The organism is Halobaculum rubrum (genome assembly GCF_019880225.1).
Lineage (GTDB): Archaea > Halobacteriota > Halobacteria > Halobacteriales > Haloferacaceae > Halobaculum > Halobaculum rubrum.
The window spans coordinates 1,742,470-1,766,735 of the sequence record NZ_CP082284.1 but is presented as its reverse complement, the minus strand read 5'-3'; the positions used below and the strand labels follow the sequence as shown (position 1 = coordinate 1,766,735).

24 protein-coding genes and 1 tRNA gene are annotated in these 24,266 nt (G+C 67.7%); 11 read left to right on the top strand and 14 right to left on the bottom strand.

The features are described 5' to 3' along the window. Positions 1 to 477: 477 nt before the first annotated feature. A complete protein-coding gene (locus tag K6T25_RS09170) occupies positions 478 to 1,830 on the top strand; it encodes an LLM class flavin-dependent oxidoreductase (protein WP_222913414.1) in 1,353 nt (450 codons plus the stop codon). 322 nt (positions 1,831 to 2,152) lie between these two features. Here K6T25_RS09170 and K6T25_RS09165 read toward each other — a convergent pair whose 3' ends face one another. Next, positions 2,153 to 2,341 (bottom strand): DUF8015 family protein, encoded by a 189-nt coding sequence (locus tag K6T25_RS09165; protein ID WP_222913412.1) that lies wholly within the window; start codon positions 2,339 to 2,341, stop codon positions 2,153 to 2,155. A gap of 308 nt (positions 2,342 to 2,649) precedes the next feature. After that, positions 2,650 to 2,734, bottom strand: a tRNA-Leu gene (locus K6T25_RS09160). A 132-nt stretch (positions 2,735 to 2,866) separates the two neighbouring features. On the opposite strand from K6T25_RS09160, the gene K6T25_RS09155 reads away from it, so the two are divergent. Further along, positions 2,867 to 4,513 carry an ABC transporter substrate-binding protein gene (locus K6T25_RS09155; RefSeq protein ID WP_225917723.1) on the top strand — a complete coding sequence of 549 codons (1,647 nt, stop codon included), beginning with the start codon at positions 2,867 to 2,869 and terminating at the stop codon, positions 4,511 to 4,513. Between the two features lie 6 nt (positions 4,514 to 4,519). Here K6T25_RS09155 and K6T25_RS09150 read toward each other — a convergent pair whose 3' ends face one another. After that, positions 4,520 to 4,861, bottom strand: coding sequence for a ferredoxin (locus K6T25_RS09150; protein WP_222913408.1), 342 nt, complete (start codon positions 4,859 to 4,861; stop codon positions 4,520 to 4,522). A 245-nt stretch (positions 4,862 to 5,106) separates the two neighbouring features. Then, positions 5,107 to 5,940, bottom strand: a complete 834-nt coding sequence (locus K6T25_RS09145) for a PspA/IM30 family protein (protein WP_222913406.1) — start codon at positions 5,938 to 5,940, stop codon at positions 5,107 to 5,109. A gap of 91 nt (positions 5,941 to 6,031) precedes the next feature. Here K6T25_RS09145 and K6T25_RS09140 point away from each other — a divergent pair, with 91 nt between their 5' ends. Beyond that, a complete protein-coding gene (locus K6T25_RS09140) occupies positions 6,032 to 6,643 on the top strand; it encodes a dienelactone hydrolase family protein (protein WP_222913404.1) in 612 nt (203 codons plus the stop codon). A 118-nt stretch (positions 6,644 to 6,761) separates the two neighbouring features. Here K6T25_RS09140 and K6T25_RS09135 read toward each other — a convergent pair whose 3' ends face one another. The 6 genes from K6T25_RS09135 to K6T25_RS09110 form a co-directional block, all read right to left on the bottom strand. Continuing rightward, positions 6,762 to 7,085, bottom strand: coding sequence for a transcription factor S (locus tag K6T25_RS09135; protein WP_222913402.1), 324 nt, complete (start codon positions 7,083 to 7,085; stop codon positions 6,762 to 6,764). A gap of 32 nt (positions 7,086 to 7,117) precedes the next feature. Next, complete coding sequence (locus tag K6T25_RS09130) at positions 7,118 to 7,849, bottom strand: DUF8135 domain-containing protein (protein WP_222913400.1); 732 nt, start codon at positions 7,847 to 7,849, stop codon at positions 7,118 to 7,120. Then, positions 7,850 to 8,677 carry a CopG family transcriptional regulator gene (locus K6T25_RS09125; RefSeq protein WP_222913398.1) on the bottom strand — a complete coding sequence of 276 codons (828 nt, stop codon included), beginning with the start codon at positions 8,675 to 8,677 and terminating at the stop codon, positions 7,850 to 7,852. A gap of 114 nt (positions 8,678 to 8,791) precedes the next feature. Further along, positions 8,792 to 9,631: an RAD55 family ATPase gene (locus K6T25_RS09120; RefSeq protein WP_222913396.1), complete on the bottom strand. Its 840-nt coding sequence runs from the start codon at positions 9,629 to 9,631 to the stop codon at positions 8,792 to 8,794. 24 nt (positions 9,632 to 9,655) lie between these two features. Continuing rightward, on the bottom strand, positions 9,656 to 10,678 hold the full coding sequence (locus K6T25_RS09115; protein WP_222913394.1) for a beta-ribofuranosylaminobenzene 5'-phosphate synthase family protein: 1,023 nt from the start codon (positions 10,676 to 10,678) through the stop codon (positions 9,656 to 9,658). A 111-nt stretch (positions 10,679 to 10,789) separates the two neighbouring features. Further along, the gene (locus tag K6T25_RS09110; RefSeq protein ID WP_425600864.1) at positions 10,790 to 11,902 is read right to left on the bottom strand and encodes an NAD(P)/FAD-dependent oxidoreductase; all 1,113 of its coding nucleotides are present in this window, start codon (positions 11,900 to 11,902) and stop codon (positions 10,790 to 10,792) included. A gap of 159 nt (positions 11,903 to 12,061) precedes the next feature. Here K6T25_RS09110 and K6T25_RS09105 point away from each other — a divergent pair, with 159 nt between their 5' ends. The 4 genes from K6T25_RS09105 (at position 12,062) to K6T25_RS09090 (ending at position 15,053) form a co-directional block, all read left to right on the top strand. Then, the gene (locus tag K6T25_RS09105) at positions 12,062 to 12,715 is read left to right on the top strand and encodes an HAD family hydrolase (protein ID WP_222913389.1); all 654 of its coding nucleotides are present in this window, start codon (positions 12,062 to 12,064) and stop codon (positions 12,713 to 12,715) included. Between the two features lie 99 nt (positions 12,716 to 12,814). Continuing rightward, positions 12,815 to 13,570 carry an aldo/keto reductase gene (locus K6T25_RS09100; RefSeq protein WP_222917967.1) on the top strand — a complete coding sequence of 252 codons (756 nt, stop codon included), beginning with the start codon at positions 12,815 to 12,817 and terminating at the stop codon, positions 13,568 to 13,570. 40 nt (positions 13,571 to 13,610) lie between these two features. Further along, entirely contained in the window at positions 13,611 to 14,033 is a 423-nt protein-coding gene (msrB, locus tag K6T25_RS09095; RefSeq protein WP_222913387.1) for a peptide-methionine (R)-S-oxide reductase MsrB, read from the top strand. Between the two features lie 48 nt (positions 14,034 to 14,081). After that, positions 14,082 to 15,053 carry a D-2-hydroxyacid dehydrogenase gene (locus tag K6T25_RS09090; protein ID WP_222913385.1) on the top strand — a complete coding sequence of 324 codons (972 nt, stop codon included), beginning with the start codon at positions 14,082 to 14,084 and terminating at the stop codon, positions 15,051 to 15,053. Between the two features lie 68 nt (positions 15,054 to 15,121). Here K6T25_RS09090 and K6T25_RS09085 read toward each other — a convergent pair whose 3' ends face one another. After that, the gene (locus K6T25_RS09085; protein WP_222913383.1) at positions 15,122 to 15,367 is read right to left on the bottom strand and encodes a DUF7385 family protein; all 246 of its coding nucleotides are present in this window, start codon (positions 15,365 to 15,367) and stop codon (positions 15,122 to 15,124) included. A gap of 148 nt (positions 15,368 to 15,515) precedes the next feature. Continuing rightward, positions 15,516 to 16,130: a translation initiation factor IF-2 subunit beta gene (locus K6T25_RS09080; protein WP_222913381.1), complete on the bottom strand. Its 615-nt coding sequence runs from the start codon at positions 16,128 to 16,130 to the stop codon at positions 15,516 to 15,518. 216 nt (positions 16,131 to 16,346) lie between these two features. On the opposite strand from K6T25_RS09080, the gene K6T25_RS09075 reads away from it, so the two are divergent. From K6T25_RS09075 to K6T25_RS09065, 3 genes are all read left to right on the top strand, one after another. Then, positions 16,347 to 17,546, top strand: coding sequence for a redox-regulated ATPase YchF (locus K6T25_RS09075; protein WP_222913379.1), 1,200 nt, complete (start codon positions 16,347 to 16,349; stop codon positions 17,544 to 17,546). A gap of 198 nt (positions 17,547 to 17,744) precedes the next feature. Continuing rightward, positions 17,745 to 18,821: a DUF4397 domain-containing protein gene (locus K6T25_RS15570; protein WP_225917722.1), complete on the top strand. Its 1,077-nt coding sequence runs from the start codon at positions 17,745 to 17,747 to the stop codon at positions 18,819 to 18,821. 263 nt (positions 18,822 to 19,084) lie between these two features. After that, a complete protein-coding gene (locus K6T25_RS09065; protein WP_222913377.1) occupies positions 19,085 to 20,011 on the top strand; it encodes a DUF4397 domain-containing protein in 927 nt (308 codons plus the stop codon). Between the two features lie 206 nt (positions 20,012 to 20,217). Here K6T25_RS09065 and K6T25_RS09060 read toward each other — a convergent pair whose 3' ends face one another. Then, entirely contained in the window at positions 20,218 to 20,412 is a 195-nt protein-coding gene (locus K6T25_RS09060; protein ID WP_222913375.1) for a cold-shock protein, read from the bottom strand. A gap of 339 nt (positions 20,413 to 20,751) precedes the next feature. Between K6T25_RS09060 and K6T25_RS09055 the strand changes: the two genes are divergently transcribed. Beyond that, positions 20,752 to 21,570, top strand: a complete 819-nt coding sequence (locus tag K6T25_RS09055) for an enoyl-CoA hydratase/isomerase family protein (RefSeq protein ID WP_222913373.1) — start codon at positions 20,752 to 20,754, stop codon at positions 21,568 to 21,570. Between the two features lie 171 nt (positions 21,571 to 21,741). Here K6T25_RS09055 and K6T25_RS09050 read toward each other — a convergent pair whose 3' ends face one another. Then, entirely contained in the window at positions 21,742 to 24,063 is a 2,322-nt protein-coding gene (locus K6T25_RS09050; RefSeq protein WP_222913371.1) for a PAS domain S-box protein, read from the bottom strand. Positions 24,064 to 24,266: the final 203 nt, after the last annotated feature.

The following is a 24,266-nucleotide window of genomic DNA, read 5'->3' as shown; positions in this document are numbered from 1 at the left end:
GGCGTGGTGGCGGCCGCGAAATCCCTCGAGCGGCTGCGGTCGGTGCGCCCGCCGCGCCTTCCCGCAGCCGCCCGGCCCCTTTCAGTCCCACCTGCGGTCGGACAGACTGAGCATCGGGATCGTTTGCCCGGTGCGCGCGAAACGTGGTGGCGCGCGCCGGCGGACCTCCGTGTCCGCCGGACGCGTGCGAGGGACGAACGAGGGCGAAGTTCTCGTGAGCGGAGCGAACGAGAACACGGAAGACGAGCGAAGCGAGTCTTCCGAAGCCTGAGTGAGTCGGCTGGGGAGGGTGAGGTCGCGGTTGCGGTGGGCGGGACTGAAAGGGTGCTTTCGCGGTCGTATCCACTGCTGGACCATCCGCTATACCACACCCACAACAACAACGACCAGACCCCCACCACCACTGAACGATCCGAATACAGGCACACTCGGCCGACTCCACCCCGTTTACCACCCCACGACCACACACGCAGATCAATGAGCGACGGCATCCATCTCAACCTCTTCACGATGAACTCCGTGGAGCACGTCTCCCCCGGGTCGTGGACCCACCCGGCGGACCGCTCCGGCGAGTACAAAGACAGGGAGTACTGGACCGACGTAGCGAGAACCGCCGAACGGGGCGGCTTCGCGGCAGTCTTCTTCGCCGACGTGCGCGGCATCTACGACGTGTACGGCGGCGACCGCGAGACGGCCATCGAGCACGCCGTCCAGACCCCCTCGAACGACCCCGGCTACCTCGTGCCCGCGATGGCCGAGGTGACCGACTCGCTCGGGTTCGCGGTCACGAAGTCGACCACCTACACCCACCCGTACCAGCTCGCGCGGGAGTTCTCCACGCTCGATCACCTCACCGACGGCCGCGTCGCGTTCAACGTCGTCACCTCGTATCTGGAGTCGGCGGCGGCGAACCTCGGCCTCGACGAGCGCATGGACAAGGGGACACGGTACGACCGCGCCGACGAGTTCATGAACGTCTGCTACGCGCTATGGGAGGACTCGTGGGAGGACGACGCCGTCGTCCGCGACCGGGAGTCGGGCGTCTTCAGCGACCCGGCGAAGGTCCACGAGATCGACCACGAGGGAGAGTTCTTCGACGTGCCCGGCCCGCACGGCTGCGAGCCGTCGCCGCAGCGTTCGCCGGTGATCTTCCAAGCGGGCTCCTCCGACCGCGGACGCGACTTCGCCGCCGCCAACGCCGAGGCGGTGTTCTGCTCGCAGCCCACCGAGCACGGCGTCCGTGAGTACATGGACGACCTGCGCGAGCGGGCCGCCGACCTCGGCAGGGATCCCGACGACCTCGCGTTCTTCCCGGGGGTCGTGCCGGTCGTCGCCGAGACGGAGGAGGCCGCCGAAGCGAAGTACGAGCGCCTGCTGGAGACCGTCGACGTGGAGGCGACGCTCGCGCTGTTGTCGGGCTTCCTCGACATGGACCTCTCCGAGCTCGATCCGGATCAGCGGATCGAGCACATCGAGACCGACGCGATCCAGGGGACGATGAACGCCTTTACCAAGTCCGACCCGGATCGGGAGTGGACCGTCCGCGAGGTCGCGCAGTTCTCCGGCCTCGGAACCACTTCCCCGGTCGTGGTCGGCACGCCCGAACAGGTGACCGACGAACTGCAGTACTGGCACGAGGAGGTGGGCGTCGACGGGTTCAACGTGAAGGAGGTGCTTCGCACCGGGAGCCTCGACGACGTGGTCGATCTCCTCGTGCCGGAGCTGCGCGCGCGAGATCTCCTCGCGGAGCCGACGGCGGGAGAGACCCTCCGCGAACGACTCCTCGGCGGCGGGTCACGGCTCGCCCCGTCACATCCCGCACGGCAGTGAGCTGAATTGGATCGTACGCTGGGAGAAACGATCGAGGCCGTCGGCGCTGGGGCGTACGCGCCGCACGCTCACCGCTTTCGGTTAGGGACGGTACAGCCGTCGCCAACATGGTTAAGTACTCGCACCTGCTTGACCCAGGTGACGCTTCGTCTGGAGGGCCGAAGCGTCAGCGGGGACCAATTCAGGGCGGAACGCGCGCCGCTCTTTTCACCGGCGCGCGTTCCTCCCACGTTTCACACCTTCGAGCGGCCGCTGTGTGACTGCGAACCGGTGTCGCGCTCGAGGGCTGTCGGCTCACCACCGCGACCGTCAGTGCAGGTAGTCACCCGTCGGTCGGCGGATCGCGGAACACGCCGTCGGCGATGGCGAGGCCGCCGACCACCGAAGCCGCGAGCGCTGTCACCCGAAACGGCACGCCGAACGCGGTCGTCGCGAGTACGGCCGTGAACAGACTCACGCCGATGACCGCGAGGATCGCGTCCGGACGCGACAGCCTGTCCGCCGGGATCATGGTAATTATATCTCATTAGAAACGGAAACCGCTTGGGGTCGTTCCGCGGTCGCTGGAAGAAGAGAGGAGAGCCGAGGGGGATCCGGACGTGCTACACCGCCAGTTCGACACGGACGCCGAACCGACGGCCGGCGAGACGGACGGGCTTGCGACGGCCGTCACGGACCCATTCTCGTCACTCGTCGCTGTGCTTCTCGCGACTGCGAGGGAAGGGATTTGAACCACGTCCGGACGTGCTCGCTGCGCTGCGCGCGACCGGTCTACTTCAAACCCTTCCGGAACGGTTCGGGGGCCTTCGGCCCCACTCATGCGAGGGAAGGGATTTGAACCCTCGAACCCCTGAGGGAGCGGATCTTAAGTCCGCCGCCTTTGGCCAAGCTCAGCCACCCTCGCGCGAGTCGTCGTTTCGCCGGGCGGTGGAAGTGGATTTCGGTCGCCCGAGAGACGTTACAGCCACTTCCAAAGTAGAAGTCACATTTTCGTCAAACGATGGATAAATACGTGTTCAGAGACGCTCTTGTCGTCGTGAGCGACAACACAGACGAAACGCTGGACGCGATCACACGACGCCGAGTCCTCGCCGGCGCCGGCACCGCGAGCGCGGTCGGCCTCGCCGGCTGCACTGGCGGGTCGGGAGGCGACGAGTCCGAAACGGACACGGGCGAGACGAGCGACGGTGAATCGACCACCGCGACGACCGCCGGCGGGACGCTCAACTTCGCGCAGACGAAGTCGCCGCTGGACTTCGACCCGCTGAAGGCCAACGACGTTCCCTCGCTGCAGGTCGTCGGACAGGTCTTCGACAACCTCTACACGTACGGCGAGGGGACCGAGCTCGTTCCGCAGCTCGCCGCCGGCGAGCCGGAAGTCAACGACGACGCGACGCGGTACGTCGTCGAACTCCGCGAGGATATCGCGTTCCACAACGGCGAGCCGATCACCGCCGAGGACGTGAAGTACTCCTTCCTCGCGCCGGGACGCGAGGAGACCAACAACGGGTCGGAGTTCACGATGATCGACTCCATCACCGTCGTCGACGACCGGACGGTCCAGTTCGACCTGAAGTTCCCCTTCGGGCCGTTCCGCCACAAGCTCGCGTGGGCGCCGGTGCCGAAGGCGTACCGCGAGGAGAATAAGGAGTCGTTCAACCGGGACCCCGTCGGCTCCGGACCGTTCACGCTGGAGTCGGCCACCGAGGGCGACGAGGTCGTCATGGAGCGCTGGGAGGAGTACCACGGGGACGCGCCGAGCCTCGAGGGCGCGGTCTTCAGCCCCGTCGAGGAGCCGACGACGCGGGTCACGACGCTGAAGAACGGCGAGTTCGACATCGTCCAGACGGTGCCGCCGAAGCTGTACTCGACCGTGAAGAGCCAGGAGGGCTCCTCCGTGGCAGAACGGCAGGGACTGGGCTACTACTACCTCGCGTTCAACTGCAACGAGGGCCCCACCTCGGACCCGAAGGTCCGAGAGGCGATCGACTACGCGGTCTCGATGGACCAGGCCGTCCAGAACTACATCGAGCCGGCTGGCACGCGCCTGACCGCGCCGATGCCCGAGACGGTCACCGACGCCTGGGAGTTCCCGACCGACGACTGGGCGGATATCTCCCACGACAAGGACGTCGACATGGCCGCACAGCTGTTGGAGGAGGCCGGCGTCTCCAAAGATTACTCCTGGAAGATCATCGTCCCGCCGGACGACAAGCGCGAACAGATCGGCATCTCGGTCGGTAACGGCCTTCAGGAGGCCGGCTGGAGCAACGTCGAGGTCCAGCGGCTGGACTGGGGGGCGTTCCTCGACAAGTACGCCACCGGTAACGAGGACGACTACAACATGTACACGCTCGGCTGGGTCGACGAGTTCGACCCCGACGGCTACCTCTACTACATGTTCCACCCCGAGGTGGAAAGCGAGACCAACGGCTGTTACTACCGCAACGAGGAGGTCGCCGACAAGCTGACGCAAGCCCGGCAGTCGGCCGACCGTGAGGAACGCAAGCGGCTGTACACCGAGGCGACGACGACGATACTGGAGGACCGGGCTCACCTGCCCGCGTACAACCTCAAGAACAGCTTCGGCGTTCGGGACACCGTCGAGGGCTTCCGTCCCCACACAGTCTCCGGGATCAACCCGCGACTGGCCGGGCAGGAAACCGTCAGCCTGAACGACTGAGCGTCCTCACCAGTCGACGCTCAGCGTTCCGTCGCCGTGCGGATCCGGCGCCAGTTCCTCGTCGGTGCGGCGGTCGACGACGTGGATACAGCCGACGTCCTTCTTCGCGGGACACACCGCCGCCGCGCGAAGGTTCTCCTCGAGTTCGTCGTCGCCGACGTAGTACGACTTCGGCTTCGCCATGCCGCTGGTGATGTCCATCTCCCAGTTGTCCGCGACCTCCGCGCACTTGCCCGCGCCGAAACAGGCGTTAGCCTCGAAAATTATCTTGTACGGCTTCTCCTCCACCGGCGGCCCGTCGCCGCCGACGTCGCTGGCTGTCTGTACCTCCGCGTCGAGATCGCTCATACCGGCCCTTCCGCCCGGGGTGACTTTCGTCTGTCGGTGCCGGGCCGCCCGCGTCGGCGGCTCAGTCGTCCCGCTCGACCTCCGACACTCGTCCCTTCCCGGAGGATGAACGGAGCCATGGACAGCGTGTCGACGCCGGCTGGAGTGAACGGCGAGAACGGGGCTAGAACGAAGGTGCGGCGGGGGAACGACCGTCGGGACGGAAGTTCAACGAGAACGCCTCGCCCGTCAGCGCGGGGAGGATGTCAATTCGAGGCGTCGGCGTCGTCCTCCTGTTGGAGCTCCTCCAGCTCGGCTTCGACCTCCTCGTCGACGAGGTCGTCGGACTCCGTCGCGGCGTCGGCCGCGTCGGCGTCGACGTCGCCGCCGTCGTCGGCCGAGCCCTTCCCCATTTCCGCCCGCAGCGTCTCCAGTTCGGCGTCGACCTCGCGGTCCGTGCGGCCGGAGCTGAGCTCCCGATCGATCTCGTCCTCGTCGGAGAGCGCGTCGTCGAACGCGCCGGTGTCCTGCAGTTCGTCCATCGCCTGCGAGCGCGCCTCCATCTCCTCGGTACGCTCCTCGGCCCGCTCGATCGAGCGAGCCACGTCGCCCATCTCGTCGCCGACGCCCGACATCGCCTCCGAGACGCGGGTCGAGGCCTCCGCGGCCTCGTAGCGCGCCTTCATCGTCTCCTTCTTCGTACGGAACTCCTCGATGCGCCCCTGGAGCTCGTCCTTCTTGTCGACGAGTTGGTCCTGGGTGTTCTGGAGCTCGGCGATCTGCGTCTCCAGGTCCTCGATCTGGGTCATCTTCGACTTCTTCTTCTCCAGCGCCTTGCGCGCGAGGTCGTCGCGGTCCTGCTGGACCGCCTCCCGCGCCTGTTCGTTGTGCTTTTCGACGTTCTCCTCCAGCCGGCGCTTCTGGATCTCCAGGCGCTTCTTCTGGGTGGTGAGGTCCGCGATGCCCTGTTTCACGTCCTGAAGCTCGTCGCGCATCTGCTCGTAGCTGTAGTCGAGCGACTCCGAGGGGTCCTCCGCCCGGTTGAGGATCGAGTTGAGCTTCGAGCGGACGACGTAGGAGGCGCGAGAGAGGATTCCCATGGCCCGAAGTAAGTGAACTGGCCGTATAAATCTCACCCGCGCGAGCAGTCCACCCGCTACCGTTTTCAGCCGAGCGACCGGAGTCGACCGCGTGACCGACGTACTCGTTCCCGGCGGCCGCGACGTTCGGGGCTCGCTCGACCGCGCGGGCGATACGGGGGATCCCAGCCACGCCCGGGCCGACGCCTGCGTCGTCGCGTGCCCGCCCCACCCGCAGCACCGCGGCCACCGCGGCGACGAGCGCCTCCGGGCGGTCTCGGCGGTCCTGACCGCCGGCGGCGTCGACTGCCTCCGCTTCGACTACGGCGACTGGGACGAGGGGTACGGCGAGCGCGCCGACGCGCGCAACGCTGTCGCGTGGGCGCGCGAGCGCTACGGCCGCGTCGGCCTGTTCGGATTCAGCTTCGGCGGGTGTCTGGCGCTTCTGGTCGGAGCGGAGGGCGACGCCGACGCCGTCTCGGCGCTGGCGCCGACCGCACGGCTCGCGTCCGACCTCGACGCCGTGGCGGCGATGGACGACATCGACTGTCCCGCGCAGGTGGTGTACGCGACCCGCGACGACACCGCCGACTGGGAACCGGTGGTCGAGCGCGCGCGGGAACTCGACATCGACCTCCGGGAGTTCTCCGCCGACCACTTCTTCGTCGGACAGGCGGGGAAGGTGGGCGACGCCGTGGGAGAGTGGCTACTCGACACGCTGTGACCCGTCCGTGTCGGGGGCGACATCGCCCTCAGGGTAGCCGACGGCGACGTTGACGACGACCGCGGAGAGCCATATCCGATGTATCCGGCTCTCTCACGACGGCGACAAAAGCCCGTCGTCAGTTGTACTCCCGCCAGCGGTAGCCGCACTCCGTGCACTTGAAGAAGCGCGTCGGCGGCTCGTCGGCGGCGCCGGTCTGTTTGATCGTGTACCACGCGACGGTGTGGCCGCACTCGTCGCAGATCACGTCGTCGGAGGTGGGCTTCCCCTCGAAGTTCGCGCCCTCCTCGGTTTCGATCACGTCGTCGTGAGTCTGGGCCTCGGTGGAGACGAACTCGGCGGCGCGCTCCTCGTCGCGGTCGGCGGTGGCGCCGCAGCCGGAACACACCATCACGCCGTCATCGGTGCGCATCATCGAACCGCACTCGTCGCAAAACTGCATGGCCGATCGTACCCGGTCCGCACCGGTATGGCTTACGCGTCGTCGGTCGACGAATCCGCGGGGGACCCGGTCGGCTCGGGAGCCTCGGCCGTTTCAGTCGACACTGCCGTCCCGGCCGCCGCAGTGTCCGAGTTCGGGTCGTCGCCGGCGGCGAAGTTCGGCTTGCCGTCGGCGGTTACGATCGGGCACCCGCGGACGCGGAAGCGCTGGGCGTCGACCACCTCGAGGATGTCGGTGTCCTCGTGGCCGCACGCCACGTCCGGCGGCGCCGAGAGGTACGGACAGCGCTGGCAGTACTCCCGCTTGTCGATCACGTGTTCGGAACGGGTATCGCGTGATTCGGGCTCCTCGACGCGCCGGGCCGCGGCCTCGGGCGGGTCGTACTGTCCGATGCCGTCCGCCTCCGACGGGTCGGCCTCCCCGGCGCCGAGCGATTCCCACAGTTTATCGGTGTCGATGTCGCCGACGTCGACCTCCTCGAACGGGTCGTGGTCGTCGCGCATGTCGCGATCCCGGACGCGCTCGCCGACACGCCCGGCGAGATCGCCCAGCGGGGCGTCGCCGGGACGGTCGGCGGCCTCGTCGTCCGCGTCGCCCACGTCGGCCATCTCGCTTGCGTCGCCCGCCTCGCGGCCGTCGGCCAAGTCCCGATCGTCGTCCGTCGTGTCGGTCCGGGAGAACGGATTCCGCACGCGCGGCGACTCAGCCGTGTCGGCGTCCGTCCCGTCGGAAGCGTCGCCGTCGGCGTCGGGATCGTCGGCCATCTACTCCTCCTCGAAGATCGCCTGCGACTCCCGTTCGTCGATCGTTTCGCCTTCCAGCGCGGGACGCGAGCCGACCGTGAGCGACGGCGACCCGAAGAAGCCCGAGCTGGGCTCGACCGTCTCGAACGTGCTCCCGCAGTGGGGGCACTCCGGGCTCGGCAACAGCCCGAGCCGAACCGTCCCGCCGCAGCCGTCGCAGTCGGCCGTCGCGATCCCGAGTCGGTTGGCCTCCCGCTTGAGGTCGGCGGCCGCGAGCCGGCGCGCCTCGCGGGATTCGAGCGTCGAGACGCGGGATCGGACGTCGGAGAGTACGGCCGCGACCCGGGAGAGCTTCTCGTCGTGTTCGTCGGCGGTGTCCGTGAGGTACTCCAGCACCTCCTCGTAGTTCGCGAACCCGGTTTCGAACGTCTCCTCCAGCTCGGAGAGGTCCGCGCGAAGCGCGTCGACGTCCGCGGTCAGGTCCTCGACCGACTCGGCCGCCTCGCGGATCGTCGGGTGATCGTGGTCGGCGTCGGCCTTCGCGTCGGTCTCGCGTTTGACCTGAACCACCCGCTGGCGGACGTCCTCGATCTTCTCGTCGAGCTCCCCGTCCAGTTCGTCGACGCGGGCGTTCAGGTCGGCGACCCGGGCGGCGATATCCTCGCGATCGGTCGCCTCCGAACCGACAGAGGCCGGGTCCGGCAGGTCGTCGCCGTGCTCGTCGAGCAGCCGCGCGAGCGTGACCGCCCGAGCCAGCACATCCTCGCGCGATCGGCCCGTCTCCTCGGCGCGGGCCGCCACCCAGTCGCGGAGGACCTCCGGCAGCTCCTCGATCTGCTCTCCATCCATCTACCACCATGTAGTCAGTGTGTAGCTAAATAGTACCGGCCCGGCTATCGCGGGTGGTACCGGGTCAGGACTCTCGAGTTTCGGGGATGGCCGCCGTGCAGAGTCCGGTTCCGATCAGCGGATCTTCCGCACGTCGCTGATGTCGAGCCCGCCGTCGTGGATCTCCGTCTCGAACCGGACGATGTTCTCCGATTCGAGTTGGGAGAGCACGCCCCGGAACTCCCGGACGACCATCGTCCGCGCGCGCTTCGAGCCGCCGGACTCCCAGCTGAACTGAAGCGTCCCGCTGCTGCCGTCGACGAGCTGGCCGAGCTGTCGGTCGGTGATCGTGTCGGTGTTGACGAGCGCGAGCAGCAGCCCGCCCCACGAGTGGACCGCCTTCGCGAGCCCGCGAACGAGCATCGACACGTCCTCCCACTCGACCTCGCCGCCGGAGGCGCCGATGAGGTCGGTGATCGAGTCGATCACGACGAGGCTGTCGGCGGCGTTGTCCGTCAGGTACTCGCCGAACGCCGAGAGGACGCCGTCGCGGTTGCCGGCCCCCCTCCCCAGATCGTGGATGGTGCTGGTGGCGCCCATGTACCACTCGCGGGGGATGGACGACAGCTGGAAGTACTCCGGCGAGAGGTCGACGAAGTCGATCCCGTCGACGGCGGCGTCGACGATCTCGTCGGCCATCGTGTAGCGCAGTTCGCGCTCGAGGTAGTCGGCGTCGGTGGTGAACGAGAGGTAGTGGACCTCCGGCGGAACCGTCGCCGCGTCGTCGAGGTCGCCGTAGTAGAGGTCGAACGTCTCCTCGTCGACACGGGAGAGCGCGTTCATCGCGGCGCTCGTGTAGATGAACTCCCGGGCGCCGGCGCCGGACTCCCCGGCGATGAGCACGACGCTGCCCTCGGGGGCGCCGCCGCCCAGCACCGAGTCGAGCTGGGCGACGCCGAACGGGATCCGGTCCATGCCTCCTCTCGCTCGGGCGCGCGCTTAGGCGTTGTGCCGCTCGGCGCCGAGCCCGGCGCCGCGATTCCGCGGCCCCACGACCCGAACGTCCCCGTCGACGCCGGCAGCTGCGAGCGCGTCGACCCCGGCCTCGTGTGCGGCGTCGGCGCGGTCGGCGTCGGTGACGCCGTAGACAGCCGGGCCCCAGGAAGACTGGCCGGCGCCGTAGACGGCCGGGTCGTCGCCCACCTCGGCCACGATGTCGCCCACCGGCGGGCGGTAGACGCCGCCCTGCTCGTCGGCGAACCACGCGCCGTTGAGTCGGCCGATCTCCTCGACGGCGGCGCCGAAGCGCTCGGCCGATCCCTCCGCGATCGCGGGGAGCAGGCGGCGCTGGATCGCGCCGGCGACGCGGTCGGCGACGGCGGGGTCGGCGTCCTCGACCGCGCGTCGGATGGCGGAGTCCTCGGCGTCGCCGGCGCGGCCGGGGTCGGCGTCGGGGACGACGAGGAGGAAGCGCCAGTCGTCGGGCACCCGGTGACGCGCCGCGACCGCGGGAACGTGCCAGTCGCCGTCGGCGGGACGGTCGGTGGTGAACCGACCGGTCGGGTGACCGGCGTCGAGGACGAAGCCGCCGTCCTCGAACGTCGCGACGCCCACCCCCGAGCGACCGCCCCGTCCAAGCGCGGGCGCGCGTTCGCGCACCGCCGGGTCGCGCCCGTGCGCTCCGGCGACGCCTGCGAGCGTCGCGAGCGCGAGCTGGGTTCCGCTTCCCAGCCCCATGTGACGCGGGAGCTCCGCCTCGACGGCGACACGGGCGCCGTCGACGCAGAGGAGGTCGCACGCCCGTTCGGCGTAGCCGCGGACGGCATCGTGGTCCGTCTCGACGGCGTCGGCGGGCGCGACGCGCAGCCGCACACGGGGCGCGTCGAGGGCGACGCCGACAGCGCCGTAGAGCCGCTCGTGCGCCAGCGAGAGGTTAGCGAAGCCGAAGTGCAGGCGTGCACCGGACTCGACCGTGACGGAGGGGTCACGATCCGAACGCTCGGGAGTGGCGTCGTCCGACATCGGGTCTCTGATCGCGATTCGGCCGACGACGACGTGTCGGTTTCGACAGCGGACAATACGGACGCTGTCCTCGATAGCGGGTGGCCCGCGATCGACACAGGCCGGAGCTCCTTACAGTCGCTCGGCGATCGACTCGCCGGCGCCGACCCCGTTCCACAGCGCCTCGGCGACGCGGCCGCGGCCGGCGACCCAGTCGCCGGCGAGGAACAACCCCGCGTCCTCGGCGGCGGCGACCGCCTCGGCGGCGCCGTCGCCGTCGAGTTCCTCGTTCGGGAGCGCGTAGCGCCAGCCCTGATCGTCGACCCAATCCGGCTCCGTGAGCCGGTCGTCGCCGACGAGATCGGCCGCGAGCGCCGCTGCCGCGTCGGCCGCCTCCTCGAGCGGGTCGTCGTAGTGCTCGCTCGACCACTCCGGGCTCATCTGTACGATCAGCAGGCCCTCGCCGTCGGGGACGTGCCCGCGCTTACACTCCTCGCGCGAGAGCCAGCCGACATCGTGGGCCTTGTCCACGTCGACGAGCCCGTACCACGGCACGTCGAGTTCGAACGGGTAGTGCAACACGAGCGTCCGCACCGTGCGGAACTCGGTCGCCGCGACGGCCGCGTGCAGGTCCGCCAGCGTGCCGCCGTCGTCCGACCACTCCGTCGCCGCGAGCAGGTCGGCGGTCTGGGGGGCCGGCGGGGTGAGCAACAGCGCGTCGAACGGGCCGTGATCGTCGCCGTCGGTGTCCGTGACCGTCCAGGTGCTCCCGGCATCGCCGTCCGTCTCGACAGTCCCGTCCGAGCCGCCGCCCCCGTCGCGCCCGGCGGCGCCCCCGTCCCGGACGATCGACTCCGCGCGCGTCGTCTTGCGCACCTCGGTGTCGGTCTCGGCGAGCAGCCGCTTGGCGAACTGGGTGATCCCCGTCTCCCAGATGTACTTGTGCTCGTCGTCGCCGTCGCCGGGGGTGATCTCGCCGTCGGCGCCGAACGTCCACACCGGCTCCTCGATGTCGACGAGGCCGTCCTCCCCGAGATCGCGGATCAGGTCGCCAGTTCGTTCGTCGGGGAGTTTCACGTAGTTGGCGCCGTGGTCGTACCGACAGCCGTCGCGCCGCCGCGTCGCCGCCCGTCCGCCGACGCCGCGGGACTTCTCCAGGATCGTCACGTCGTGATCGGTCGACCGAAGCGCGTACGCCGCGCCGGCGCCCGCGAGGCCGGCGCCGACGATGCCGAGATGTGCCATCACTGTGTTCAGGGACGCCGGCTCCGTATCGCTTGCGGGCGGTCGGGGAACGACCGGGTCGGCGAGCGTCGGTACCCGGTTCGACGAGCGATGAACTCGTCGGATCCGCGTCCGGCCACCGGGTGAAACCCTTATGCGGGATGGCGCGCCAGTACCGCCATGTACGACGCGATCGTCTTCGACAACGACGGGGTGCTCGTGGGGCGCACCCACTACGACGTGCTCCACGAGGCCGCCTGGGACGCATTCGAGGCGCTCTCGGTGGCCGATCCCGACCCCGAACACGTCGAGTCGATGGTCGTCGGCGTCTCGCCCGGGCAGGTCGAGGAGGTGTGCGACACCTACGACCTCACGCCGCGGGAGTTCTGGGCGATGCGCGACCGGACGGCGTTCGAGGCCCAGCGGCGCGAGGTCCGCGAGGGCAACAAGCGCCTGTACGACGACATCGACGTGTTACGTGACCTCTCGACGCCGATGGGCATCGTCTCCTCGAACCAACACGAGACGGTGGAGTTCCTGCTCGATCACTTCGGGGTCGCCGACCTCTTCGACACCGCCTACGGTCGCGAGCCGACCGTCGAGAGCCTCCGGCGCAAGAAGCCCAACAGCCACTACATCGACCGCGCGCTCGCGGATCTGGACGCCGAGACGGCGCTGTTCGTCGGCGACAACGAGTCCGACATCGAGGCGGCCGACAACGCCGGCATCGACTCGGCGTTCATCCGTCGCCCACACCGCAAGGATTGGACCCTCTCGGTGACACCGACGTACGACATCGACGGGCTCGCGGACCTCCAGGCGATCTGTACCTGATCGTCGACGCCTTCCCCTAACCGTCGGCGCTTTCCCGCCGCCCCTCGATCGTCGCGTGTGAACACGGATCTCGATCTCCCGCCCGTCGGCCTCGGGACGATGGGCCTCGACGGCGACGAGGGCGCCGCCGCGGTCCGGACGGCGCTCGACGTGGGGTACCGGCATCTCGACACCGCACAGGTGTACGAGAACGAATCGACCGTCGGCGCAGGGCTCGCCGCGGCCGTCGAGGCGGGCGTCGTCGCCCGCGAGGACGTGACCGTCGCGACGAAGACGTGGATCGACCGCCTCGCGCCCGAGAACGTTCGTCCCTCGACGGAGGTCAGTCTGGACCGGCTCGGCCTCGACGCGGTGGACCTCCTGTACGTTCACCGACCGAGAGGTGGGTACGAAGCCGCCGGCACGCTGGCGGCGTTCGACGAACTGGTCGACGACGGTCGCGTCGGCCACGTCGGCGTCTCGAACTTCGAACGCGACGATCTCGACGCGGCGATCGACCTGCTCGACGCCCCGCTCGCGGCCCACCAGACCGAGTATCACCCCCTGTTTTGGCGTCCCGCGCTCCGCGAGCACGCGGTCGATCACGGCTACCCGCTGGTCGCGTACTCGCCGCTCGCCGGCGGTCGCGTCCGGGAGATCGAGGCGGTGCGCGCGGTCGCCGAGAAACACGACGCGACGCCGGAAGCGGTGAGCATCGCCTGGCTCACTCACAAGGAGGGCGTCGTCACGATCCCGAAGGCATCGAGCGAGCGTCACCTGCGCGCGAACCTCGCGGCGACGGATCTCGACCTCGATGCCGAGGACCACGAGCGGATCGACGGGATCGAGCGCGAGGAGGAGCTGTTCCCGGAGTAGTCGACCGTGGGTTCATGGGTCTCGACGCCCTTCCTCCGGTATGAGCGACTCAGCCGACGCGACCCCCGAGCCCGAGGAAGTCCCCGACAGCGACGAGGAGTGGCGCGAGCGACTCACCGAGGAGGAGTACGAGATCCTCCGCGAGCGCGGCACGGAGGCGCGCTTCTCCGGCGAGCACGTCGACCGGAACGACGACGGCGTCTACAAGTGCGCGGGCTGTGGCACCGTGATCTTCGAGTCCGAGACGAAGTACGACTCCGGCTGCGGGTGGCCCAGCTTCTACGCCGCCGACGAGGAGCGGGTGACGCTGGAGGACGACACCCGCCACGGGATGTCCCGCGTCGAGGTGAAGTGCGCCACCTGCGACGGCCACTTGGGCCACGTCTTCCAGGACGGACCGGAGCCGACGGGCGAGCGCTTCTGTATCAACTCCGTCGCGCTCGACTTCGAGCCCGAGGAGTAGGCGGACGTCACCGCGGACCTTTTCTCGCGACCGGGAGAGGCGGTCGATATGACCGACGAGTCCATCGACTCGCCGACGCTCCTGCTTGCCCACACCGTCGGCCCCGACCGCGGCGCCGACCTCCGCGACCGCCTCGTCGACGCCGGGATCCCGGCCGACCGCGTCGTCGCCGCGGCGACGCCCGCCGAGACCGACGAGCACGCCGCCGACGCCGACGGGGTCGTCGTCGGTCGACTCCCCGAGAACCTGCTCGACCGCGCCGACTCCCTGCGGTGGGTGCAGGCGCTCTCTTCGGGCGTCGACTACCTCCCGGTCGACGAACTCGCCGACAGCGGGATCGCGCTCACGAACTCCGCGGGCGTCCACGCCGAACCGATCGGCGAACAGGTGCTCGGCTACCTGCTGAGCTTCGAGCGCGGCCTCCACGCGCTCGCGCGCCAGCAGGCCGACTCGCGCTGGGAGCGCCGCGAGGGCGGCGAGTTGCGCGGCAGGACCATCGGGATCGTCGGCGTCGGCGCCATCGGTACCCGTGTGGCCGAACTCGCGAGCGCGTTCGGGATGGACGTGTGGGGCGTGAAGCGCGACCTCGACTCGATGCCCGACGTGGTCGACGAACCGCGGTCGCCCGACGCCCTCCACGAGATGTGTCTGGCCGCCGACTACCTCGTGCTCGCGTGTCCGCTCACCGACGAGACCGAGGGGCTGATCGGCGGCGACGAGCTGCGCCTCCTCGGCGACGAGGGCGTGCTCGTCAACGTCGCCCGCGGCGAGGTCTGCAATCAGGAGGCGCTCGTCGGGGCGCTACGCTCGCACCTGATCCGCGGCGCCGCCCTCGACGTGTTCGAGGAGGAGCCGCTGCCGGCCGACTCACGGCTGTGGGACCTCTCGAACGTCGTCGTGACGCCGCACATGGCCGGGAGCACCCCGCACAAGGCCGAGCGGTGGACCGAGATCATCGTGGAGAATCACCGACGCCTCGCCGAGGGCGACCCGGAGGGGATGCGAAACCGGGTGGTGTGAGGGAGCGAGGGTGCGGGGGCGTCGCCGCGGGCGGCCACGGCGGCTCAGGTCGTCATGAGGGAGAGCCCTCAGTGCGTCATGACGAGCAGCCGGTCGTCGGTGCGAGCGAGACAGATGGGGCCGTCCGGCGCCGAGGCGAACGTCACCGTCTCGTCGTCGCTGACGAACAGCCGCTCGAACGGGTCGCCGCAGGCGGGACAGCCGAGTCCCTCGCGGTTCGTCAGCGACATGGATCCGGCGTCCTGTCGAATGAGCTTCAGCTTGCTCCGATAGTCGTGTACGTCGAAGCCGTCGGAGACGTCGAGGCGCGCCATATCGCGGGGGCGTCGCCGCGAGGAAAGTAGGTTGCGCCCCGGCTGTCAGCGCTGAAACCGCCGCGACGGACCGAACCGCGAAGAACGCGAGAACCGAGCCGACGACGCGCCGGGGACGGCGCCATCGGTGGCGTCCGTGGGGCGTCGCTTACGTCGGGCGGGCGAACGCGAGGTTGCCCGAGATGTTGTGGACGTACGCCTGAACCGTCTGGCCCTCCTGCGCGCCGGAGACGAAGATGGTGAACTCCCCTTTTTCCGCGACGCCGTCGCCCTTGCGGCCGGTGCCGGTGATCTCCAGCTCGTACGTCTTGCCCTCCTCGATGTCGGGGGCCTGCGAGCGCTGGCTGGCGGCCGACGAGCGCTTCTGAACCGGGCGGAACGCCCCGCACGCCTGACAGCGCAGCATCCGGACGCCGTCCTCGGTCTTGAGGACGGTGTCGGGGAGCCCGCACTCCGAGCAGGTGACGAACTCGGCGACGTACTCGTCGATGGCGGCGTCGAAGTCGGCGATGGAGAACGAGCCGTTGTACCGGGCGACGCCGTCCTCGAACTGCCCGTTGGTCCCGAGCTGGCGCTGGATGGCGCTGTGGAGGTGCTCGGCGTCGCGCGAGAGCGCGTCGGCGATGTCCGAGAGGTTCGTCAGGCGGGTGAACGCCCCGTCGGTCTGTCCCTCGGGGTCGGGAACCTGGAGGCGCTCGCCCGCGTCGGCGGGCGTGTCCGGCAACTCGTCGTAGGCTCTGTCGAGCGCGTCGGCGTAGTTCATAGGTAAAGGAGGGCAGTTTCACGTATAGGGCTTCCGAGAGAGTTCCTACCGTGGGTCCCGCGTGATCGGGCGACAGCAACGGGGCGGCGGCGGAGCGACCGGCCGTCCGGATCGTCGGTTCCAGTCGAAGCGGTCCCGTCCGGGACCCGTGTGAACGGACGACACAGGAACCGTGCGGTAGAAACGCGTTTCAGTCGCGACGGCCCAGCGGAGGTAATGAGCTACACGATCGGTCTCGTCGGGAAGCCGTCCGTCGGGAAATCGAGCTTCTTCAACGCCGCGACGATGAACGACGTACCCGAGGGCGCATATCCCTTCACGACGATCGACCCCAGCGTCGGCGAGGCGTACGTCGGCGTCGACTGTCCGGCTCCCGAGTTCAAGGAGACGTGCGAGCCCAACCACGGCTTCTGTCGCGACGACACCCGGTTCGTCCCCGTCAAGCTGGTCGACGTGGCCGGACTCATCCCGGGCGCACACGAGGGGAACGGCCTCGGCAACCAGTTCCTCTCGGATCTGAACGAGGCGGACGTGCTCGTCCACGTCGTCGACTTCTCCGGCGAGACGGACATCGAGGGCGAGCCCACCGAGGGCCACGATCCACGCGAGGACATCGACTTCCTCGAGAACGAACTCGACCAGTGGTACCTCGACATCCTGGAGAAGGGCATCGAGAAGTTCGAGTCGATGTATCAGGGACCGAACCCCGGCGACGAGGTCGGTCTCGAGGAAGTCCTCGCCGAGCAGCTGAGCGCGTTCCGCACGAACAAAGACGAGATCAAGCAGGTCGTCCTCTCGCTGGATCTGGAACTGGACCCCGAGACGTGGGACGACGGGGACCGCTTCGACCTCGCCCGGGAGATCCGCAAGCGCACGAAGCCGATGGTGATCGCGGCGAACAAGATGGACACGCCGGCGGCCCGCGAGAACTACGACGAGATCACGACCGATCCCGAGTACGAGCACCTCACCGTCGTTCCCGCCAGCGCTCACGCCGAGGGATCGCTGAAAAAGGCGGACAGGGCCGGCGTCGTCGACTACACCCAGGGCGACGCGGACTTCGAGATCGTCGGCGACGTGAGCGACGAGCAGGCGCAGGGGCTGGAGACCATCCGCGAGTTCGTGACCGAGTACGGCGGCACGGGTGTCCAGTCGGTGATCGAGGCGGCGCTGTTCGACGAGCTCGACGCGAAGGCCGTCTTCCCCGGGAGCGCGAGCGGCACCTGGAGCAAGGGCCCGTTCCGGGACTGTTTCGTGCTCCCCGGCTACGCCACCGCCGAGGACTTCGCGTACACGCTGCACTCGGACATCGGCGACGGCTTCCTCCACGGGATCGACTGTCGGAGCGGCAGGCAGGTGGGCGCCGACACCGTCCTCGACCATCGCGACGTGGTCGAGGTCATCACGACCGGGTAGGCTCGCCCTCGATCGGACGTACGGGCGACTTACACACCACGGCCTCGATTGGCCGACCCTACGCACGGCGCGGCCGAGTTGCCGAGGTCGGGACCGTTCGATCGGTACAGTCGGCCGTCTCCGCTCCGACGTAACCTGTCCGTGTGATCGTCCCGCCGACGCATAACAAAGCGACAGCTCTCGGACGGGGAGACTTGCATGACCCGACGAACGCTATCACGACGACAACTCACAGCGGCGCTCGGCGCGGCGGTCGGCGTCGGCCTCGCCGGCTGTGGCGGGGCGACGAACAACAGCACCAACGCGACCGACGAACCGGTCGGCACGGTCGAGGCGGTGACCGACGAGGGGACGCCGGGGGAAACGGAGGCCGAGACCGAAGGGATGACCGGAACACCGGAACCGCCGGAAACGACCGACGAACCGGCGGCCGCAGTCGCCGACGGCATGGCGGTCACCCGCATCGCGCACCTCGCGCCGGACGCGCCGAACGTCGACGTGTCCGTCGGCGGCACGGAGATACTCACGGACGTCACCTTCGGGACGGTGAGCGACTACTACGTCCTGGAGCCGAGCACGTACGCGGTGACCGTGACCGCCGCCGGCGAGGACGAGGCGGTGTTCGAGGAGGAGATCCAGTTCGACAACGGCGCGGTCACCGTGGGCGCCTTCGGGGAGGTGTCCGGCCAGAACCGGGAGTTCTCGGTGACCTCGCTGGAGGACCGGGTCGAGCCGCCCGCCGACGACACCGCCGCGGTGCGCGTGGTGCACGCCTCGCCGGACGCGCCGCCGGTCACCGTCGGCGTTGCGGACGGGGACACGCTCTTCGAGGGCGTCGCGTTCGGCGAAGCCAGCGACTACGCGGAGGTACCCGCGGGATCGTACTCCCTCGAGATCGCCGCCGCCGAGGAAGCCGAGGCGGGGACCGAGACCGGTACCGAGGCGGGGACCGAGAACGGCACTGCGACGGGCACCGAGAACGGTACCGCGACCGGCACGGCCGCGAGCACCGGGACAGGATCCACAGCCACCGTCACGCCGGGCGACTCCGGACCCGTCGCGACCGTCGACGTCTCGCTGGCCGGCGGGACGGTGTCGTCGGCGTTCGCGACCGGGTATCTCACTCCGGACGGTGAGGCGGCCGACATCCCGTTCGAGCTACTGCTCACGGTCGACGCCGGCGCCGCCGCGACGGGGACCGGGACGCCAGACGAGGCGGAGAACGGAACGGAGAGCGGAACCGACACCGGAACGGGCACCGAAGGATCCGCCTGATCCCGGGAGCACCGGCCCGGCGGCCCGACGGGGTCGACGCCGGCGCCGAGCGCCGAACCGATTCATCTCCGTGCGAACGGCGACCGTACCGACACGAACGACGAACGTACCCGCGGCCGTCGGCGGTTCCGTCGACCGCGGTCCGGCTGTTCCACCAGCGAGCGTACGACGACGCTACGCGCCGACCGCGAATCCTGTCGAGACAGCCTCCTCGTGCGGTCGGTCCATAACAAACCACCATGCAGACGTGGCATCCGAACGCGATGCGCGATCCACCAATCAAGACACTCGCGGTAGCGTTCGTGATGATCCTCGCCGGGAGCGTGGTCGTCAGCGGGGCGGCCCTCGGCGGGCTGGCCGGGGCGGCACCGGCAGCCATGCAACAAGCGACCGACGGGCCGTCGACGCAGGAGACCTCGTACCTCCGCGTCGTCCACGCGTCGGCCGACGCGCCCGCCGTCGACGTCGCGCTCGATAACGAGACGATCCTGAGCGGCGTCGAGCTCGGCGAGGCGTCCGACTACCTCGAGGTCGCCGCCGGGGAGCACAGGCTGACGATCACCGCCGCCGACTCCGGCGACGTCGTGTACGACGCGAACGTCAGCGTCGAGCCGCGGTCGGTGACGACGATCGCCGCCAGCGGCGAGGTGAGCGAGAACGCGAGCCAGTCGTTCGCGCCGCTGTTCATCCGCGACGACGCGCTCCAGCCCGCGGAGGGTGAAGCGGCCGTCGCCGTCGCGCACTTCTCGCCGGACGCGCCGACCGTCGACGTCACCGTCGAAGGAACTGACACGGTCATCGCCGACAACGTCTCCTACGCCGGCGTGTCCGACTACATGACGGTTCCCGCGGGCGAGTACACGCTCGAGATCCGCGAGGCGACCGCGGACAACAACGGAAGCGTGGTCACCACCGTCGACGTGTCGCTAGAGAACGGCTCGGCGTACACCGCGTACGCGGTCGGGTATCTCGACGCGGAGAACGCCAGCGGACCGGGCTTCCAGCTCTCGCTCGCGGAGGACGCGACCACGTCGGTGACGCTCCCGAGCGACGCTGACGGCGGCAACGAAACCGAGATGCCCGCGAACGAAACCGAGACGCCGATGAGCACCGAGCTGCCGGAGGACACGGAGTCGGCGAACGAAACCGAGACGGGGGCGTCGGCGACCGAGACCGAATCGCCGGCGTAAGTCACGAGCCGTTCGCGGCGCTCGGCGCCTCACGTCGGGACGACCGAGCGTGACCGCGGCGCGGGTCGAACGCCGCGGATCGGTCGCTCTCGGACGCCCCGTTTTCCGATATCTCGCCGGAACGGGAGCGTCGCTGTCGATCAGTTGCGTCGGTGAAGAAACGGAATCACGGTGCTGTCGCCGTCGGGCGACGGTGTGATCCGGAGTTATGCGCGGACGACGTTCGTCGCGCGCGGGCCCTTGGGGGCCTGTTCGATGTCGAACTCGATCTCGGTTCCTTCCGTCAGATCCTCGCCGCCGACATCCTCCATGTGGAAGAACACGTCGTCGTCGGAGTCCTCAGTCGCGATGAAACCGTAGCCGCCAGTGTCGTTGAAGAAATCGACCGTACCGTTTGCCATTGCAACTGAACGAATACCCGTCGATCGTATAAGGGTTCCGTATCCGTGTTCCGAACCGAACTCGTTCCCGACAAGCATTCAGCGATGGTTCGGTGCAGTGGCCATTTGGCCACGTATCGTCGGTCACGTGGGAATCCGGCGCCCGATCATCACAACGAGGCGGCGATCCTCGGAGTTCGGAGGCACCGCCCCGTATGTACCGCTTGTTCCCGTCACGTGCATTCACAGCACACCGCTTCGGCCTCGGGAACGTGGCCCGTAAGCCCGCGGTTCGGGGGCTCACGGCGACGCGGGACGGCGGGAGCGAACTACTATGGTGTCGCTCACGGATCGCCACCCATGGGATCAGAGACCGATCCACTCGAGGGCGGAGCGTACGACACTGTCGACGTCGGCCACGACGGCTATGTCGGTCGTATCACTCTTGATCGCCCGGAGGCGATGAACACGTTCAGCACCGGGTTGGCTGTCGACCTCGACGACGCGCTGCACGAACTCGACGAGCGCGACGACGTGCGGGCGGTCGTCATCGACGGTGCGGGCGACGCGTTCTCCGCGGGCATCGACGTCTCCGAGCACGGCGACTACGACACGAAAGCCGAGTACGAGGAGTGGGTCGCACGGATGGAGGACCCGTTTCACACGCTCACGGAGATGCACACGCCCGTCGTCGCCGCGGCACACGGCCACGCGGCCGCGAACGGGCTGGGGCTGGTGGCGGCGTGTGACCTCGCCGTTGCCGCCGAGGGGACGATGTTCGGGGCGACCGCGCCGAAGGTCGGACTGTTCTGCATGGGACCGTCGGTCCCGCTGATGAAGACGCTCACGCGCAAGCGATGTCTGGAGATGGTGCTCACCGGTGAACTGATCGACGCGGAGACCGCCCTGGAGTGGGGGGTCATCAACCGAGTCACCCCCGAGGGCGACCACGTCGACGGCGCCGTCGAACTCGCGGAAACCATGGCCTCGAAGAGTCCCGCGGCCGTGCAGATGGGGAAGCAGGCGTACTACGAGATGGAGGACATGCCCTACCACGAGGCGCTGGAGTACTCCAACGAGCAGTTCGCCGGACTCTGTACGACTGCGGACGCCAACGAAGGGATCGAGGCGTTCCTCTCGGGCGAACCGCTCTCGGCCGACGAGTGGCCCGGGGAGTGAGTCCGGAACTGACGGGGGCGCTGCCTCCCCAGCCGTCGGCAGGATGCCCCCGGAGACAGCAGCCTCATCGAAGTCCAAGGCCCTGCACTTTGGGTGCTTCTCGTCGATCGAAGCAGCGCACAGCGAACACCGATGCTCGTCGACCCGAATCGACGAGTAGGACGAGGTAGTTCACTGAGAGATCTGGAGCCGAACGACGAACACAGTGCCTTCAGGATCGTTGTCCTCGACCTGGACATCACCGCCGTAGCGTGCGACGAGTGTTTCGACGAGATAGAGTCCAAGTCCCGTCCCCTCGCTATCGAGACCCATTTCACCCTGGTCAAAGATCGCACTCTTGCGAGCGTCGGAGATTCCGGGACCGTTGTCGGCGACACGGATCACCACAGTTTCGTCGTCTCTGGTCGCTGAGACGGTCACTTCAGGGACTTCTTTGTCGTTGTGCTGAACCGCGTTCGTGAGTACGTTCCGGAACACGGACTCCAACATCTCATCGGCGAGTACCTCGACTGCCGGAACGGAGCCGTCGATTTGAACAAGTGCGTGATCGTGGTTCGCAGCGATATCCTCGAGTTCTCGTTCCAGAACGGGGCGGAGCCCGATCGGACGACACTCCGCATCAGACTGGATCATCATCTCAGTTACGTCTCGCGCCGTCGTTGTGATATCGACTGCGTCACGGGCTGCTTCAAGTACCTGTTCGATGTACTCCTCGCCGTCTTCCTCGACGTGAGACTGGACCGCCTCCGCATAGGCCAACACGAGCTGTAGATCGTTGCGAATATCGTGGCGAACGGCTTGATTGAGCACTTCGAGGTTGTCCCGTTGTTGTTCCAGCGTTTGTTCGTACGCTTTTCGCTCGGTGATGTCGCGGTTGACCGCCACGAACCGTTCGATATCACCGTCGTCATCGAACACCGGTGCGATCGTTTGATCGACGACGAACCGTTCGCCGTCGGCCCGTTCGTTGACGAGTTCGGCCTCCCAAACGTCCCCGTTGAGAATCGTCGACCAGAGGTCGGCGTAGAACGCTTCGTCGTGCTCACCCGATTTGAGAACTCGTGGAGTCGCTCCGATAGCCTCGTCTCTCGAGTACCCCGTGATCTCCTCGAATGCGGGATTGACGTATTCGATCACCCCGTTCGTATCGGTGATAACGATCGAGTGGCCCGAAGACTCGATGGCTTGTTTGAAGCTCCTGAACTCGCGTTCCCGCTGTTTTTGTACTGAGAGGTCGCTCTGGATTGCAACGAACCGCTCGATCTCTCCGCTGTCGTCGAACACGGGGGCGATCGTCTGGAATCCCGTATACTGCTCGCCATCCGCCCGGTTGTTGATTATCTCTTCTTCCCAGACGTCCCCGGCGAGTATCGTCGTCCAGAGTGCATCGTAATAGCTCTCGTCGTGCACACCGGACTTGAGAATCCGAGGGTTCTCCCCGAGCGCGTCCTCGCGATCGTAACCGGTGATTTCCTCAAAGGCTGGGTTCACGTACTCGATAGTGCCGTCTGTGTCGGTGATATAGACGGCATGGCCAGCGTTCTCGGCAGCTTGCTTGAACCGTCTGAGGTTCTGTTGTTGGCGTTCCAGTTCTGCTTCGTGTTGGCGGCGTTCGAGTTCGTAGCCGATCCAACGTGCAATAGTCTTGACAATGGATTGCTGGAGTTCTCCAATGAGACGGTCTTGCGGACGATTGTCGGCGAAACAGAGCGTGCCATACACCTCGTCATCAAAGGCGATTTCCGCACCGATGCAGCACTGCAGCCCGAACCGATCGAATGCCGGATCCTCTTCAGGTCCTTCCTCGGACGGATCGTCGATAACGACCGGCTCGTCGGCCTCGATCGTCCGTCGGCAATACGTGTTGCTCAGTGTATCCGTCGTCCCTGACTGGATGATCTCGTGGTCGCCCACCGCCGCGATGACTTCCTGACTGTCCGAGTCGACTCGAGTGACAAATCCAAGGGGGTAGCCGAACTGCTGACAGCCGATCTCGAGGACTTGTTCGATTTTCGCCTCGACGTCACGGCGGACATCGGCCATGACATCAGAGACATCCGTGAACGTGGCCTCGGCGAGCGTGACCTGCGTCTCGATTTGCTCTGACAGCGCAGTTTCCACGCTTCGTTCGCCTGTGCCGGCGGCAGTCTTGATCCGCCGAGCAACGAGTTCGGGACTCGTTTCGAGTTCCTCTTTGCGAACATAATCAACGACGTTGTCCGGGAGCGATTCAGTATTCCGTGGAGAGCCGTCTTCGACACAGAGAATAACGGGGACTTCTGGCTCAGCCTCTACGACTGTCGCAAGTGTAGAACGGCCGTCATCGGTGGAGGTATCACGAACGAGTGCACAGTCGATTCGGGCAGATTCAAGTGCCGCCTCCTCCTCATCATACTCCCGTCGTGTGATTACGTCCAGAGAGTGGTTTCCGAATATACTGTTCGTTTCCTGTGGGAGTACACAGCCTGCCAGAAGGATCCGTCTTCTACCCATCAACTTGTTAGAATAGCGGAATAGGGGATATATAAGTGCTGTTTAGTCGATCGAATTGGCCGTATCGGGGTTGAAACCGCTATTTTGTTCCAGTTTTCCGCTCATCGTGTAGTTCGCGCGGTGGGCACTCCGCAGGTGAGCCTTACGTGAGATACTGAAGCGGGCGATCACGAATCCAACGAGGACCCCTAACGAGAGAGTAA

What these genes read in the sequence shown, in the direction of transcription:
- K6T25_RS15570 (WP_225917722.1), top strand. Translation starts at nt 17,745, where the DNA reads ATGACCCGACGAACGCTATCACGACGACAACTCACAGCGGCGCTCGGC.
- K6T25_RS09125 (WP_222913398.1), bottom strand. Translation starts at nt 8,677, where the DNA reads ATGGATGGAGAGCAGATCGAGGAGCTGCCGGAGGTCCTCCGCGACTGG.
- K6T25_RS09050 (WP_222913371.1), bottom strand. Translation starts at nt 24,063, where the DNA reads ATGGGTAGAAGACGGATCCTTCTGGCAGGCTGTGTACTCCCACAGGAA.
- K6T25_RS09075 (WP_222913379.1), top strand. Translation starts at nt 16,347, where the DNA reads ATGAGCTACACGATCGGTCTCGTCGGGAAGCCGTCCGTCGGGAAATCG.
- K6T25_RS09120 (WP_222913396.1), bottom strand. Translation starts at nt 9,631, where the DNA reads ATGGACCGGATCCCGTTCGGCGTCGCCCAGCTCGACTCGGTGCTGGGC.
- K6T25_RS09165 (WP_222913412.1), bottom strand. Translation starts at nt 2,341, where the DNA reads ATGATCCCGGCGGACAGGCTGTCGCGTCCGGACGCGATCCTCGCGGTC.
- K6T25_RS09060 (WP_222913375.1), bottom strand. Translation starts at nt 20,412, where the DNA reads ATGGCAAACGGTACGGTCGATTTCTTCAACGACACTGGCGGCTACGGT.
- K6T25_RS09170 (WP_222913414.1), top strand. Translation starts at nt 478, where the DNA reads ATGAGCGACGGCATCCATCTCAACCTCTTCACGATGAACTCCGTGGAG.
- K6T25_RS09135 (WP_222913402.1), bottom strand. Translation starts at nt 7,085, where the DNA reads ATGCAGTTTTGCGACGAGTGCGGTTCGATGATGCGCACCGATGACGGC.
- K6T25_RS09055 (WP_222913373.1), top strand. Translation starts at nt 20,752, where the DNA reads ATGGGATCAGAGACCGATCCACTCGAGGGCGGAGCGTACGACACTGTC.
- K6T25_RS09085 (WP_222913383.1), bottom strand. Translation starts at nt 15,367, where the DNA reads ATGGCGCGCCTCGACGTCTCCGACGGCTTCGACGTACACGACTATCGG.
- K6T25_RS09080 (WP_222913381.1), bottom strand. Translation starts at nt 16,130, where the DNA reads ATGAACTACGCCGACGCGCTCGACAGAGCCTACGACGAGTTGCCGGAC.
- K6T25_RS09105 (WP_222913389.1), top strand. Translation starts at nt 12,062, where the DNA reads ATGTACGACGCGATCGTCTTCGACAACGACGGGGTGCTCGTGGGGCGC.
- K6T25_RS09150 (WP_222913408.1), bottom strand. Translation starts at nt 4,861, where the DNA reads ATGAGCGATCTCGACGCGGAGGTACAGACAGCCAGCGACGTCGGCGGC.
- K6T25_RS09065 (WP_222913377.1), top strand. Translation starts at nt 19,085, where the DNA reads ATGCGCGATCCACCAATCAAGACACTCGCGGTAGCGTTCGTGATGATC.
- K6T25_RS09115 (WP_222913394.1), bottom strand. Translation starts at nt 10,678, where the DNA reads ATGTCGGACGACGCCACTCCCGAGCGTTCGGATCGTGACCCCTCCGTC.
- K6T25_RS09145 (WP_222913406.1), bottom strand. Translation starts at nt 5,940, where the DNA reads ATGGGAATCCTCTCTCGCGCCTCCTACGTCGTCCGCTCGAAGCTCAAC.
- K6T25_RS09110 (WP_425600864.1), bottom strand. Translation starts at nt 11,902, where the DNA reads ATGGCACATCTCGGCATCGTCGGCGCCGGCCTCGCGGGCGCCGGCGCG.
- K6T25_RS09100 (WP_222917967.1), top strand. Translation starts at nt 12,815, where the DNA reads ATGGGCCTCGACGGCGACGAGGGCGCCGCCGCGGTCCGGACGGCGCTC.
- K6T25_RS09130 (WP_222913400.1), bottom strand. Translation starts at nt 7,849, where the DNA reads ATGGCCGACGATCCCGACGCCGACGGCGACGCTTCCGACGGGACGGAC.
- msrB (WP_222913387.1), top strand. Translation starts at nt 13,611, where the DNA reads ATGAGCGACTCAGCCGACGCGACCCCCGAGCCCGAGGAAGTCCCCGAC.
- K6T25_RS09090 (WP_222913385.1), top strand. Translation starts at nt 14,082, where the DNA reads ATGACCGACGAGTCCATCGACTCGCCGACGCTCCTGCTTGCCCACACC.